The organism is Marivita sp. NO-S04 (genome assembly GCF_059070475.1).
The window spans coordinates 1,138,700-1,152,367 of the sequence record NZ_CM180980.1 but is presented as its reverse complement, the minus strand read 5'-3'; the positions used below and the strand labels follow the sequence as shown (position 1 = coordinate 1,152,367).

Here is a 13,668-nt window from a genome sequence, read left to right as displayed (position 1 = left end):
TTTTATTCAGCTTGCGATAAATTTACGTAGTCCATCGCCGCCAGCCTGTTACTGCGTCAGAAATCCCGGTTTTCATAGGCTGACAGCGCCCGTTTCCGCCCCACGTCTGGTGCCACGATGGGCTCGGGATAGGCATCATCCGGCGACATCGACCACGACCGCGGGATCGCGGCATAATAGGACAGCGCATCATCGTGCGGCGCGCTGTAGTCTTCCGCAATCCACCGACTGACATAACCGCGCTCCTTGTCGAACTTGTCGAGCTGCGTCACCGGGTTGAACACGCGGAAATAGGGCGTAGCGTCTGGCCCCGAGCCCGCCGACCATTGCCAACCCATCGCGTTTGACGCCGGATCCCAGTCGATCAGACAGTCTTCAAACCATTTGAGCCCGATCTTCCAATGGCACATCAGGTGCTTGGTCAGATAGCTGGCCACGATCATCCGGCCCCTGTTGTGCATCCGACCCGTCACATACATCTCGCGCATTGCCGCATCGACAAAGCGGATGCCGGTGCGCCCCTGCTTCCAAGCTTTGACCTCGGCCTTACGCTCATCCTCGTTCCACGGGAACGCCTGCCATTCCTCGCGCCAGTTATCGGTCAGGATGCGTGGCGTGTGCCACATCAGGTGATAGGCAAACTCGCGCCAGACCAGCTCTTTCAAAAAGGTCTCCGCCCCGGCCTTGCCATCCTGCATCGCACGCTGACCGGCATGCCAGCACTGCGCCGGGCTGATCTCGCCCAAAGCAAGGTTCTCCGACAGGTTCGACGTCCCGTCCACGCCGGGCAAATCCCGCGTCCGCACGTAGTCCGCTACTTTGGACGCCATAAACGCCCCCAGTCGCGACTGTGCTGCCTGCTCACCAAGCTGCACAAACGGGCGCACCACATCTGCCCCCCGGTCCATCGCGGCCCCAAGCGCCCAATCCTCCAATGCATCGCTCTCGGGCCATGTATCAGGTGCGGGCAAAGACGAAGGTGCCGCCAAAGGTGCGTCGACCGACCGGTCCCGCACCGATTTCCAGAACGGCGTATAGACCTTGTAAAAGGTCCCCTGCCCAGTCTCGACCGTCCACGGCTCGAACATCAGATGCCCGACATAGCTCTTGGCCTCAACGGCCGCATCGGTCAGCGCCGCCTTCACATCGGTATCCCGCTCAACCGAGTCAGGATCATAGGCGCGCTGCCAATAGACCGCGCCCGCGCCGACCTCCTTGGCCAGTGCCGGGATCACTTCCCGCGCATCGCCCGACCTCAGGATCAGACGGCTGCCTTTGTCGACCAGCGCGTCAGCAAAGCACTCCAGCCCCAGCCCCAACCGCCATTTCGGCGCGGCCCCCAGCCCGTCCACCAGATCATCACGCAGGAAAACCGGAATGACCGGACCACCGCGTTGCACCGCCGCCGTCAGAGCTGCGTGATCGCTGAGCCGCAAATCCCTGCGGATCCAAACCAGTGTCGGTGATGTCATCGCCCTGCCCTTTGCCGAATTATTTCCGCGCGACCTAGCCGCGCCACGTCAAAGGTCAAACGCGCGCCAAGTCTTCTTCGTTTCACAAAAGCCCCAGGGGAGTCCGCCAAAGGCGGACGGGGGCAAAGCCCCCTAAAGAACTGCGTCCAACGCCTCGATGGCCTTAGTCACTTCCGCTTCCGAGGTGTAATGAACAAAGCTCAGCCGCAACACCCCCTTGCCCAAATCCATACCCATCGCCTCGAGCGCGCGCACAGCATAAAAGTCGCCACCGCCACACATGACCCCGTGCTGCGCCAGTTCCGCCGCGACCTCTTCCCCGGGACGGTTCAGCGCCAAGGCCACTGTGGGCGCACGCACGCTTGCATCCGAAGGGCCGATCAGCCGCACGGAATTGCGGTCCTTTACGGCATCCAGCAGCGGCTGCAAAAGCTTCACCTCATGCGCGCGCATCACATCATGCACACCGCGCGCAGACACCCCATGATGGGTCGCCAATGCGTCCATGTAATCCGCCATCCCGGCACAGGCCGCCACCTGCGCATGATCCGGCCCCGCAGGGGTAAACCGTTTATACAAGCTGCCCGCATTGAAATAATGCCCTTGGTTCGGCAAAAGCTGCCCCAAGGCGCGCCGGATCACCATGATGCCCTGATGGGGCCCGTAGGTCTTGTAGCTTGAAAATAGATAGATATCCGGCCCCAGATCGCCCACATCGACAAACCCGTGCGGCGCATAGCTGACCCCATCGACGCACACGAAGGCCCCCGCCGCGTGGCACATTGAGGTGATATCGAGCACCGGATTGATCTCGCCCACCACGTTGGAGCAATGCGGGAAACAGACCAGCCGCACAGACTCGTCCAACAGGTTTTCCAGATCATCGGTTTCCAGATGCCCGGTCTCGGGGTTCACCGTCCACTCGCGCACCTCGATGCCTTCATCCGCCAACCGCCGCCACGGGCCGGTATTGGCTTCGTGATCCTGATTGGTGACAATGATCGCCTCACCCGGTTTCATGAACTGTCGGAACGCCTGTGCCAGCACATAGGTGTTTTGAGTGGTGGACGGACCAAAGCTCACCTCGTCCGTCTCGACCCCCAGCAGGGCCGCTAATCGCGACCGGGCTTCGTCCATCTCTTCCCCACCCAGACGGGAGGCTGCGTAGGGCGCATAGGGCTGCACCTTGCGCTCATGGTAGAACCGCATGAGCCGGTCGATCACCTGCCGACACGTAAAAGAGCCACCAGCGTTTTCGAAAAACGCCTGCCCCTCAAGCACAGGTTGGGAAAACGCCGGAAAGTTCGAACGTACGAAGTCGATGTCGAGCATGGTCTTGATAGTCCTCGAAGAAAGCACACCGACCTCGGTCGGCAAACGGTGCCACTAGGTCACAAAAAATCCGCCCCGACCAGAGCCGGGGCGGAAGATATCTTGTCGTCGGTCACATCAAAGCGCGCGACGCTCGGCCTGTAGACCCTTCCAGATGGCGACACACATCACCAACAGAACGATGGTGAACGGCAGACCGGTGGAAATCACCATGGATTGCAACGATTGCAACCCGCCCGCCGAGAGCAGCAACACGATGGCCACAGCCCCCTCGAAGATACACCAGAACACCCGCTGCGGCACCGGCGCGTCAACCTTGCCACCCGCCGTGATCGTGTCGATCACCAGCGACCCTGAATCCGATGAGGTCACAAAGAAAACGATCACAAGGATAATGCCGATAAAACTGGTGATCGAAGCCAAGGGCAACCCGTCCAACATCTTGAACAGCTTAAGCTCAAGCGGAGCGTCCTGCGCCGCTGTATAACCATCCTGCAAAACCTGCTGGATCGCCACGCCGCCAAAAACGGACATCCACAGCACGCAGACCAGCGACGGGATAAGCAACACGCAGATGATAAATTCGCGCACCGTACGGCCCCGGCTCACACGGGCGATGAACATGCCGACAAACGGCGACCAGCTGATCCACCACGCCCAGTAGAACGAGGTCCAGCCCTGCATGAAGTTGGTATCTTCGCGGCCCACCGGGTTCGACAGCGCCGGCAGATAGGTCAGGTAAGCGGCAAGGTAGTCGACAAAGCCAGTGAGGATCGCCAGCGTCGGACCTGCGAACAACACGAAAAGCAGCAGCAAAGCCGCCAGCCCCATATTGATTTCCGACAGCACCTTCACGCCGCCATCAAGGCCCCGCATCACCGAAATCAGCGCCACGGCGGTGATGCCCGAGATCAGGATCACTTCGGTGGTCGATCCGATTGGCACACCGAACAGCTCATTTAGACCCGCATTCGCCTGCGTCGCCCCAAAGCCCAGCGATGTCGCCAGACCGAACAGCGTGGCGAACACCGCCAGAATGTCGATCACATGCCCCGGCCAGCCCCAGACCCAGTCTCCGAGAATGGGATAAAACGCCGACCGGATCGTCAGCGGCAGACCCTTGTTGTAGGAAAACAGCGCCAGCGCCAAGGCCACCACCGCATAGATCGCCCAAGGGTGCAGGCCCCAGTGAAAGATTGTCGCGGCAAAAGCCAAACGAACCGCCGCCTGCTCATCTCCAGCAGCGGCACCCAGAGGTGCCCAATCTGAGCGTGCGCCATCTTCGGCAGCCGTCCCGCCAAGGGAAGCCGCGAAATGGCTCATCGGCTCGGACACGCCGTAGAACATCAGACCGATGCCCATACCCGCCGCAAACAACATCGCGAACCACCCCACATAGGTGTAATCGGGCGTCGCTTCATCGCCGCCCAATCGCACCGATCCGACCGGCAGCACGATCAGCAGCAGACAGAACAGTACAAAAATATTGGCTGCGGTCAGAAAGAACCAATCAAAGCCTTGGGTCACCGCGCTGAACATCCAGCTAAACGCCGCCCCCGCCTGTTCCGGCAAGGCGAGTGTGTAAAACACGAATGCAATGATACAGACCCCCGAAACCATGAAGACGGGGTTGTGAATATCAAGCCCGAATGGCCCGATCTGGGTTTCAATATTGTCCTGACCGATCTCGTAATCGGTCTCGATAATCTGGGAAGACCCCTCTGGCTCAGGTATTCCCTGACTTGCTGAAGTATCGGTCATCAACCGTCCCTTTTTGTTAAAATTTTATTTTGGCCACCCCGACAAACGCACAACGCTGTCGCGGGTTCCCTGAAAAGCTTAACGAACCACCATCACCGACACGCTGGCCCGCTTGGCCACAGTGCCGCCGTTGGACGGCCAGATATAGTCGGTGAGGTTCGGCACATGGCTTGCGATGACCACAAGGTCCGCCCCGGTCTCCTCGATTGCCTTGAGCAAAGTCGGATCAAGATCGGTGGTCGGATCGCGGCTGGTCAGCGCCAGCCCTTCGGCCGCCACACCCCGCGCCCGCCCTTGCTCTGCTGCAAAATCCGACATCTTCTGAGCGAATTCCTGCGGTGTGTGCGCCACCGATCCCGGAGTCGCAGCTGCCACACCCACATACACCAATGTGGCGCTGTAATGCTGTGCCAGGTCCGAGGCACAGCGCAGCGCCCGCTCCAGCTTGTCCATATGCGCCAGATCCACCGGCACCATGATACGATTGAACATCGTGTGTCCCTCCTGCGTGTTGTGCCATCGCTCGCAGCAATGGTCTTTGTGTGTCCGCCAAAAATGGCGCGGTCCTTGGCGCCAAGCACTCGGACAGACACAACGGGCGTCGGGTTTCCCACAACGCGACAACACCCTAAAGGAAACCGCCGCCCCGATGCAAACCGAAGCGGCGGAAAATGTCGCTTTTGCAACATTAGATTGGCCCCAGAACCCCTTACTTTAAAAGGGTCTTCATTGGTTCAACTTGCAATCAAGTCGCTTTTGAACCCAGTTGGAGCCGTAAAAGTCAGGGTTCTGCGACAACCTCATCCGTCGGAATACTGGCACGGGACGCCGCCAGATGCGCCGATGTAGCAGGCACACCCGCTTTCTCTCTGCGGCTGTCGCGCCAGATCGCCTTGAGCACCGAAATCCCCATCAGCACCATCACAACCGAGAACGGCAAGGCGCCGATCACCATGGCTGTCTGGATCGCACTCAGGCCACCAGCCACGATCAACCCGCCGACGACCAGCGCAAGCGCCGCCCCCCAGAACAGGATATGCGGCCGCGCCTTTGGGCCTTCGTCACCCGCCGCGTTGATCGTATTGATGATCAAAACAGCCGAGTCCGCAGACGTCACCAGATAGGTCAGCAACAGGATTACGACGATCACGGACATGATCCATGCAAGGTTCTCGGACAACATGAAGGCCAGCATCGCAAACAGCTGGTCCGATTGCCCTGCCCCCACAATGGCCCCATCAGCGCCGCCGTTGAGTTCCAGATCAATCGCGGTGCCACCCACGATGGCAAACCAGACAAAGCACATGAAAGCCGGGATCACGATGGCCCCCAGCACGTATTCCCGAACGGTGCGCCCCTTCGAGATACGCGCAAGGAACACGCCCACGAACGGGGCAAAGGCGATCCACCACGCCCAGTAGAAGATGGACCACGCCCCCTGCCAACCGGACAGACGGCTGTCCGTTGCGGCAGCATAGGTCGCCGCGATGTCAGCTTCCGACAGCGATGCGGCAGCGGCAGGCAAACCTTCGGTAAAGGACTGAAGCGACCCCCACGGGCTGGTGGCAGAGCCATAGACCGTCGCAAGGTCTTCCGGCGACAACGCCTGTGCCGCGGCAGGAACCGAGGCCATGAAGGCGTCCATCGGCACGGGCGACCAGACCGTCAGGATATTGCCGGGGATCGAGATGATGTAATCCCAGATGCCCAGCACCAAGGCTTGCAATCCAAAGAAGGTCGACCCAAAGGCCAGAAAGAAGGCAAGGATGAAGAAACTCAGCCCCATATTGATGTTGGACAACCACTTGATGCCCTTGCCCACACCAGACAGTGCCGAAAGCGTCGACGCTCCCATGATCACTGCCAAAGCCGTGACAATCGCCATGGTCGACATCTTCTGCCCACCATCCTCGGTGGCGGTATAAAGCCAATCGCCAAAGCCGATCCGCGACAGACCAGACACGAATTGTTCGACCCCGAAACCCAAGGTCTGCGACACGCCCAGCACCGTGGCCACAACCGCAACCACATCCACGATATGTCCTGTTGCGCCCGACAGTGACCTGCCAAAAATCGGCGCCAAGGCCGAACGGATGGTCAAAGGCAAATCACGACGATACGAGAAATAGGCCAGTGACAGCCCAACGATGGCATAGGCAGCCCATGCGGCAAGCCCCCAATGGGTGAAAGACCAGACATAGGCCTCGCGAACGTTCTCCGCGCTGCTGCCCGCGGTCAGGCCCTGAATGGTGCTTGGATTGCTGCCCCAGTGATACAACGGCTCTGCCGTGGCAAAGGTCAGCATCCCGATGCCGATACCGGCACCGAACATCATGGAAAACCAAGAAAAATTCGAAAATTCTGGTTTATCGTCGTGATGCCCCAGTTTCAACCGCCCCGAGGCCGGGAGGACCGCAAGGATCAAACAGACCGCGACAAAGAACGCCATGACAAAGACGTACCAATAATTGAATGTCGCCAGGATCACACTGTTGATCCCGGACAAGACCGCGCCGGACTGTTCGGGAAACGCAACAGCCCAAAGGATCAGCGCGCCGACCAACAGTTTTCCGGTGATGGTGACCAGCTTCGCAAAGCCTTTGTAGAACCCGTCATCTGCCGTCTTGATCGGCAGCTCCATAAGGGGCGGTTTCAATGCCATGAGTTCAGTCCTCCCAAAAATTTCTCATTATTATTAAACAAAGCCTAGCATGAAGGCCGCTTTACGTCACCCTCCGGCAGGGAAAACCCCGAGGCTGGTCATTCCCTTGGGGATTTCGCAAAAGAAAACCGGGGCAGCACAGGCCACCCCGGTCGGTTGGTTCAGCAAGGTTTGAGCGATCAGCCCGCAGCCACGTCGACCACAACACGGCCCTTGACCTGACCCTTGAGAATGTCCGCCCCAAGACCCGGCAAATCGGCAAGCGTCGCCGGTGTCACCATCGCCTCCAGCTTGTCCATCGGCAGGTCTTTGGCGATCCGCTGCCATGCCCTTACCCGGTTGTCATAGGGCTGCATGACGCTGTCGATTCCCAACAGGTTCACACCGCGCAGCAGAAACGGAATCACCGTCGCCGGCAGGTTTGCACCGCCTGCCAGACCGACGGCGGCAACAGACGCACCATATTCCATCTGCCCCAATACGCGGGCCAGCATCGCACCCCCCACAGCATCGACACAGCCGCCCCATGTCTCGGCCTCCAACGGCCGCTTGACAGTCTCGTTCAGCTCGTCCCGCGCCACGATCTGTGTCGCACCAAGCGACTCCAGATAGGCGGCTTGCTCAGGCCGACCGGTCACCGCCGCAACCTTGTGCCCCAACCCGGCAAGGATCGCCGTCGCCACCGAACCCACGCCACCAGCAGCCCCGGTCACCAGAACCGGCCCCGGCTTGATGCCATGATCCTCCAGCGCCATCACTGCCAGCATCGCGGTAAACCCGGCAGTGCCCACGGCCATCGCCTGACGCGTATCCAGCCCCTCGGGCAGCGGCACCAGCCAATCGGCCTTCACCCGCGCCTTCTGAGAATACCCGCCCCAATGCGCCTCACCCACACGCCATCCGGTCAGGACCACCTTGTCACCCGGCTTATAGCGGTCGTCATCCGACGCCTCGACCGTCCCGGCAAAATCAATCCCCGGCACATGCGGATACTTGCGCACAAGCCCGCCCCCCGGCCCGATGCAGAGCCCGTCCTTGTAGTTCACCGTCGAATACTCGACCGACACCGTGACTTCGGCCTGCGGCAGGTCGTCCAACCCAATCTCCTCGACCGCCGCCGAGGTCTTGCCGCTCTCTTCGTCCTTGCGAACCATCAATGCCTTGAACATGCCTTGCTCCTTTTCATCTTGCCCAAAAAACTCCGGGGAGTGTGAGGGGCTGGCCCCTCACTCCCCAACTCCACAACGCGCTCAGACCCAGAAGGTCTCCCAGACCTGCGCCGCGCGCACCTCGTTCGGCAGCACCACGTCCAGATCGGTGCCCTCGTCCCAATGGGTCATGCGCACCATGCCGATGGCCACGTTGGTGCCAAAATCCGGGCTCCACGCCGCACTGGTCACTTGGCCCACCTGAACATCCCCCGCCATCAGCGGCCACGGCCTGTCACACGAAGGCACGCGCTCGCCATGAATTTCAATGGCCCGGATCTGCCGGATCGGACCTTCTTGGGCCACACGCAGCAGCGCATCGCGCCCAACACAGCCGATGGCTGTCTGCGTGTTGCAGAACTTGCCCAACCCGCATTCATGCGGTGTGTTGTTGTCGGTCATATCATTGCCGTAGCTCAGCAATCCCCCCTCGATCCGTTCGATCAGGTTGGGACAGCCCGCATGCACGTCCAGATCACGACCCGCTTCCATCAGCGCGTTCCAAAGCGGCATGCCGAGATCACTGCCTTCGACATAAATCTCAAAGCCGCCCTGACGCGAATAGCCCGATCGCGCCACAGCAAGCGATCGCCCCTGAAAATCCAGCATCTTGTATCGGAAAAACCGGATATCACGCACCTGATCGCCAAACACCCGCGCCATCAGATCGTCCGACTTCGGTCCCTGCACAGCGAGCGGCGACACGTCCGGTTCATCCACCAGCACATCCAGCCGGAAGCCATAGGCCAATCCCTTGACCCAGAACAGCAGATCGCTGTCGGCAATCGAAATCCACCAACGGTCTTCGGCCAGCTTGACCGCCACCGGGTCGTTGAGCATCCCGCCGGTCTCATCAACAATCGGCACATAGAAACACTGACCCGGCAGCATCGACCGCAAATCGCGCGGCGTGAGCATCTGCATCAATCGCCCCGCATCGGGGCCGCGCAGCTCGACCTGCCGCTCGCAGGCCACGTCCCAGACCTGCACCGCGTCTTTCAGATGGCGGTAATCTTCCTCGACCGACCGGAACACCGTCGGCAAAAGCATCCGGTTATAAACCGTATAAGCCTTGACCCCGGCGGCCTCATTGCCATCCGAGAACGGGGTCCGGCGCACCCGCCGGGAAGGAGAAATCAGAGCCATGCGCACACCTCATGCACAGAACTCGGGATGGTGGGCGGGGCGACGCGCATCGCGCGAGCGCCGTCCAGCAGACCGAAAGGTTACAACCAGGGCCCGTCTTCGGGCATGATGAAAAGATCGGTCACGGGCGCTGTTGCCCCCGCAGCCGTCAGCATCGCGTGGATCTGCCCGCGATGATGGGTCTGGTGATTGAAGAAATGCGTGATGCACAGATCAATCGGCTTGACCATGTCGCACCCCATCGCCCCGGAATACCAGCGAAGATCGCCTTTCAGATCAATGGCGTTCAGCCCTTCAGCCCAGCGCAGGATGCGCGCGTCCATCCTGTAGCGGTCTCCAGCCCAGACTGCCGGGGTCGGTGTCAGGTCGACGCTGTCGGAAATCCCGGCCTCTGGCCTTGCTCCGCCATCGAAACGCGACATCCAGATCATGTCGCCCCACAGAAGATGGTTGGCCGTGCTGAGGATCGACCCGAAAAACGCCTTGCGTTCCTTGCGCAGCTCAGCTTCGGACAGAGTGTCGAACGCCGCCCGCAGTTGCTTGTTCTGCCACGCGTTATATCGCGCCATCGTCACGCAATATTCCGGGAAGATCATCATCTTACTTGGGTCCGTGCCAGTCGATCTGGCAAATCTCGGCGCTGCGTCCGTCAAAATCCCAGACCCGGCCATAGGCGCGAACCTTGCCCTTGGTCGCGGTGGCGACGGTGATGTCCGGCCCCATCCAGTACTGCGTGTTCTTGACCACGAGGTCTTCGTCGGCATTGGCCCCACCGACCGGATGGACAACCCCTTGGATCTTGCGACCCACGGTGATGTGACGGGTCTTGCCCTCGGTCTCGTAAGTGACGGGCTGACGCTCGGCCCCCAGGAATTCACCCACGAGTATTTGGAACAAACCCGTTGTGCCCTTGGCAGCGCCGCTGAACACCTTGACCAAAGCGTCAAAGGTCGGATCGTCCGCGCGGTCATCGACAAACAAACCAACTTTCCAGTTGCCCCGGCTCATCATGCCCGGGATCTCGATCAAAAGGCCGATGTTGAGGCCCGACAAGTCCAGATCGCCATAGTGACCGGAATCGATCCGCACCCCGCCCCATGTCTGGCAATGCCCTTCGGTGGGCGGATGCTTGCCAAGACTGATCACGCAGGGGCAGAACACCGTACAGTTACAGTTGAGGATCAGCTCCCCCTTGATGGCCCAAGGCTGAATCTCCGGCCCAGGCCGGTCCGCAGCCGGATGGCGGTTGTCCAGCATCTCCGCCACGTCCAAACGATCACTCATTGCATCTCTCCCTTAAGATCCCAAAAGCGCCACAACGAGGCCAGTCCCGATCAGGACACCCCCCAAAGGCCGGGTGATCCAAGCCCCGGCGCGCAATTTCTCCAACGTCATCACCACCGTCGCGAGCCCCATAAAGCCCAGCGACATCACACCGCCGACAAAGCCCAGCAGCATCAGCGCCCAGCAGCAGCCAAGGCAGACCGCGCCAAGACGCAACCCGTTGCGCCATGCGCCTTCATCCCAATGCGCCATGAAAAACGTGACCGGCATCCGGCACTTGGCCAGACACGCCTCTTTCAAGGCACTGAATTGGTAAGCCCCGGCCAGCACCAGCAATCCCCCCGACAGCACCGCCGAGCGGCTGTCGCCGAACGCGCTGACCCAGCCAAAGCTGAATAGCCCGATCTGCAATCCCGCAGCCAAGGCGGAAAACCCAAGCCAGACCGCCAGATACCCGGCCAGCAGCCCACCCAGATCGGTCTCGGTCGACCGTCCCAGATCATCATACGTGGCCAGCGCAGGCAGCGCCGTCGGCGCCATCATCGCCCCCGACATCAGGCCCCACATGACCCAAAGCCGCAAGAATCCAGCCGCGTCCGGTGTCGTGGTGCAGAACGCCTCCCAGAAATCGCCGCCAAACACCCGCGCCATGTCGCGCAAGTCCGCAGGCACCGCCATCAGCGCCAAAATCAACCAGCACAGCAGAACCAGCCCATAAAGCGCAAGCCAATGCGGCGCGCTCATCTGTCTGATCCGGTCTGCCAGCATACACATTCCTCCACTCAGCCGCGACTCAGGGCTTGCCAAAATAATTGTCAGACATTTAAATGCCTGACAAATGAAAAATGCACAGCCCGAGAAAAGCCTGTCCGCCCAGATCGCGGACGCCATCCGCACCGCGATTGTCGACGGGCGGCTGCTGGTGGGCGACCGCCTGCCCTCCGAGGCAGAACTCGCCGATCAGCACGGCGTGTCCCGCGCCACGGTACGCGAAGCGCTGAAACGGCTGGCGGCGCAATCGCTGATCCGCACCGAACGCGGCGCGTTTGGCGGGGCGTTCGTCAATCACCTCTCCTACGACGGGGCCCGCGCGCAGCAGGTCACGACATCAACGCTTCTTCTGGGTATGAACGCGATCAGCTTTCAGGTTGCCTGCGAGGCGCGCTATGCGCTTGAACGCAGTTGCACAGCGCTGGCAGCAGAGCGGCGCACAGATGCCCTGCTGGACAAGATGCGCACCGAGATCGAAACACAATCGGCCCCTGACCTGTCGGACGAGGCGTTCTGCGCCTCGGACGTCGCCTTTCACCGGGCCTTGGTGGATTGCGCGGGCAACGAGGTGCTCAGCTACCATCTTGCAGGCAGCGTCGAGGCAATGCAGCCCTTGATGAACATGATTACTTTCACCGCGCGCAGCCGCGCAGAAATCATCAACCTGCACCGCGCTATTGTGGCGGGGCTGGAACGCCGCGATATGGCGTCTGTGGACAGCGCGCTGGCGACGCTTGAGGCTTACACGATCACGCTGGGTCAATCAGTGCTCAAGGCCCGCGCGACGCGGTAAACCCTTCAAAGGGTTTCCTGACATCCTTCAAAGGATGTGGCTCTCACCGCTCCATTGCGCGCTATAACATCCTTCAAAGGATGTCCTTCGATCCTTCAAAGGATCGAACCCGCCTCAGCCCAACAAGGCCAGCCCCGGAAAGGTCTCGAGCAGCCAGAACGCAAAGGACGTGAACGCCCCCGTGACCAGCGCGATGCCGACGATCACCAACAGACCGCCCATCGCCAGTTCGATCTTGCGCATGTGCTTTTTGATGCGGTTCATCACACCCATCGCACGGGTCAGGAACATCGCCGCCAACAAAAACGGGATGCCCAGCCCTGCCGCATAAACCGCCAGCAGCAACGTGCCCCGCGTCACCGACGCCTCGCTAGCGGCCATCGACAGGATCGCCCCCAGCTGCGGCCCGATACAGGGCGTCCAGCCAAAGGCGAAAGCCAGCCCAAGGACATAGGCCCCAAAGGCCGACCCACCCTGTTGGCCTGCCTCCAAACGGGCTTCCTGATCCAGAAACGGAATGCGGAACACCCCAAGAAAATGCAGCCCAAAGATGATCACAACCACCCCAGACACCTGCGCCAATTGCGTCTGGTACTGAAGGAACAATGATCCAAAGGCCGAAGCGGTGAACCCCAGCAGGATAAAGATCGTCGACAGGCCAAGCACAAAGAACAGCGCCGCGAGAATGCCTTTGCGGCGGCCTTCCCCTCCCGCTTCGATATCGGCCACACTCACACCTGACATATACGCCAGATAAGGCGGCACGATGGGCAGCACGCAGGGGCTGAGAAATGACAAAGCCCCCGCCAAAAGTGCGATGCTCATGGCCGGAAAGAGGGCGGCGTCGATGATCTGGAATTCCAACATAGCACCGACATATGCCAAGCCTTTAGCGCTGTCACGCGACGCGGGGTCACATCATCGTGCCATCATTGCACCCGCACTGTGGACAGCGGCACCAGACAGGCCTAAATCGCGCGTATGAGTGAAGATTTGGATGCCACCGGGCTGCTGTGCCCCCTGCCCGTTCTCAAGGCGCGCAAGCGCTTGATGGCGCTTTCGTCGGGCAGCGAATTGCGGGTGCTGACGGATGATCCGGCAGCCATCGTCGACATGCCCCATTTTTGCAACGAGGCCGGGCACACCCTTGTCAGCAGCGACACGCAGGGCGACGCCATGCTTTGGGTGATCCGCAAAGCCTGACCGCGAAACGCAAAACGCCCCCGCAGAATATGCGAG

General features: G+C 60.6%; 13 protein-coding genes. 2 read left to right on the top strand and 11 right to left on the bottom strand.

The features are described from left to right. Positions 1-56 precede the first annotated feature (56 nt). The 10 genes from ACK3EW_RS06160 to ACK3EW_RS06115 form a co-directional block, all read right to left on the bottom strand. The gene (locus tag ACK3EW_RS06160) at positions 57-1,472 is read right to left on the bottom strand and encodes a cryptochrome/photolyase family protein (RefSeq protein WP_493808881.1); all 1,416 of its coding nucleotides are present in this window, start codon (positions 1,470-1,472) and stop codon (positions 57-59) included. Between the two features lie 132 nt (positions 1,473-1,604). After that, on the bottom strand, positions 1,605-2,804 hold the full coding sequence (locus ACK3EW_RS06155; RefSeq protein ID WP_493808880.1) for an aminotransferase class V-fold PLP-dependent enzyme: 1,200 nt from the start codon (positions 2,802-2,804) through the stop codon (positions 1,605-1,607). A gap of 117 nt (positions 2,805-2,921) precedes the next feature. Continuing rightward, positions 2,922-4,565 (bottom strand): BCCT family transporter, encoded by a 1,644-nt coding sequence (locus ACK3EW_RS06150; RefSeq protein WP_493808879.1) that lies wholly within the window; start codon positions 4,563-4,565, stop codon positions 2,922-2,924. Between the two features lie 78 nt (positions 4,566-4,643). Beyond that, complete coding sequence (locus tag ACK3EW_RS06145) at positions 4,644-5,057, bottom strand: universal stress protein (protein WP_493808878.1); 414 nt, start codon at positions 5,055-5,057, stop codon at positions 4,644-4,646. Positions 5,058-5,346: 289 nt separating this feature from the next. Beyond that, positions 5,347-7,227: a BCCT family transporter gene (locus tag ACK3EW_RS06140; RefSeq protein ID WP_493808877.1), complete on the bottom strand. Its 1,881-nt coding sequence runs from the start codon at positions 7,225-7,227 to the stop codon at positions 5,347-5,349. Between the two features lie 179 nt (positions 7,228-7,406). Further along, positions 7,407-8,396, bottom strand: coding sequence for an acryloyl-CoA reductase (gene acuI / locus ACK3EW_RS06135; protein WP_493808876.1), 990 nt, complete (start codon positions 8,394-8,396; stop codon positions 7,407-7,409). 81 nt (positions 8,397-8,477) lie between these two features. After that, complete coding sequence (locus ACK3EW_RS06130; protein ID WP_493808875.1) at positions 8,478-9,581, bottom strand: dimethylsulfoniopropionate demethylase; 1,104 nt, start codon at positions 9,579-9,581, stop codon at positions 8,478-8,480. An 80-nt stretch (positions 9,582-9,661) separates the two neighbouring features. Continuing rightward, on the bottom strand, positions 9,662-10,180 hold the full coding sequence (locus ACK3EW_RS06125) for a DinB family protein (protein WP_493808874.1): 519 nt from the start codon (positions 10,178-10,180) through the stop codon (positions 9,662-9,664). A 1-nt stretch (position 10,181) separates the two neighbouring features. Continuing rightward, entirely contained in the window at positions 10,182-10,838 is a 657-nt protein-coding gene (locus ACK3EW_RS06120) for a DUF1326 domain-containing protein (RefSeq protein ID WP_493809696.1), read from the bottom strand. A 39-nt stretch (positions 10,839-10,877) separates the two neighbouring features. After that, entirely contained in the window at positions 10,878-11,633 is a 756-nt protein-coding gene (locus ACK3EW_RS06115) for a DUF2182 domain-containing protein (RefSeq protein ID WP_493809695.1), read from the bottom strand. 70 nt (positions 11,634-11,703) lie between these two features. Between ACK3EW_RS06115 and ACK3EW_RS06110 the strand changes: the two genes are divergently transcribed. After that, on the top strand, positions 11,704-12,429 hold the full coding sequence (locus ACK3EW_RS06110) for a FadR/GntR family transcriptional regulator (RefSeq protein ID WP_493808873.1): 726 nt from the start codon (positions 11,704-11,706) through the stop codon (positions 12,427-12,429). 114 nt (positions 12,430-12,543) lie between these two features. Here ACK3EW_RS06110 and ACK3EW_RS06105 read toward each other — a convergent pair whose 3' ends face one another. Further along, positions 12,544-13,296 (bottom strand): cytochrome c biogenesis CcdA family protein, encoded by a 753-nt coding sequence (locus ACK3EW_RS06105; RefSeq protein WP_085632778.1) that lies wholly within the window; start codon positions 13,294-13,296, stop codon positions 12,544-12,546. Positions 13,297-13,410: 114 nt separating this feature from the next. Here ACK3EW_RS06105 and ACK3EW_RS06100 point away from each other — a divergent pair, with 114 nt between their 5' ends. Continuing rightward, complete coding sequence (locus tag ACK3EW_RS06100) at positions 13,411-13,632, top strand: sulfurtransferase TusA family protein (protein ID WP_493808872.1); 222 nt, start codon at positions 13,411-13,413, stop codon at positions 13,630-13,632. Positions 13,633-13,668: the final 36 nt, after the last annotated feature.

Excerpts from the sequence above, each read along its gene's own strand:
- ACK3EW_RS06100 (WP_493808872.1), top strand. The coding sequence starts at position 13,411 with ATGAGTGAAGATTTGGATGCCACCGGGCTGCTGTGCCCCCTGCCCGTT.
- ACK3EW_RS06150 (WP_493808879.1), bottom strand. The coding sequence starts at position 4,565 with ATGACCGATACTTCAGCAAGTCAGGGAATACCTGAGCCAGAGGGGTCT.
- ACK3EW_RS06130 (WP_493808875.1), bottom strand. The coding sequence starts at position 9,581 with ATGGCTCTGATTTCTCCTTCCCGGCGGGTGCGCCGGACCCCGTTCTCG.
- ACK3EW_RS06155 (WP_493808880.1), bottom strand. The coding sequence starts at position 2,804 with ATGCTCGACATCGACTTCGTACGTTCGAACTTTCCGGCGTTTTCCCAA.
- ACK3EW_RS06145 (WP_493808878.1), bottom strand. The coding sequence starts at position 5,057 with ATGTTCAATCGTATCATGGTGCCGGTGGATCTGGCGCATATGGACAAG.
- ACK3EW_RS06125 (WP_493808874.1), bottom strand. The coding sequence starts at position 10,180 with ATGATGATCTTCCCGGAATATTGCGTGACGATGGCGCGATATAACGCG.
- ACK3EW_RS06115 (WP_493809695.1), bottom strand. The coding sequence starts at position 11,633 with ATGCTGGCAGACCGGATCAGACAGATGAGCGCGCCGCATTGGCTTGCG.
- ACK3EW_RS06140 (WP_493808877.1), bottom strand. The coding sequence starts at position 7,227 with ATGGCATTGAAACCGCCCCTTATGGAGCTGCCGATCAAGACGGCAGAT.
- ACK3EW_RS06105 (WP_085632778.1), bottom strand. The coding sequence starts at position 13,296 with ATGTTGGAATTCCAGATCATCGACGCCGCCCTCTTTCCGGCCATGAGC.
- ACK3EW_RS06160 (WP_493808881.1), bottom strand. The coding sequence starts at position 1,472 with ATGACATCACCGACACTGGTTTGGATCCGCAGGGATTTGCGGCTCAGC.
- ACK3EW_RS06110 (WP_493808873.1), top strand. The coding sequence starts at position 11,704 with ATGAAAAATGCACAGCCCGAGAAAAGCCTGTCCGCCCAGATCGCGGAC.
- acuI (WP_493808876.1), bottom strand. The coding sequence starts at position 8,396 with ATGTTCAAGGCATTGATGGTTCGCAAGGACGAAGAGAGCGGCAAGACC.
- ACK3EW_RS06120 (WP_493809696.1), bottom strand. The coding sequence starts at position 10,838 with ATGCTGGACAACCGCCATCCGGCTGCGGACCGGCCTGGGCCGGAGATT.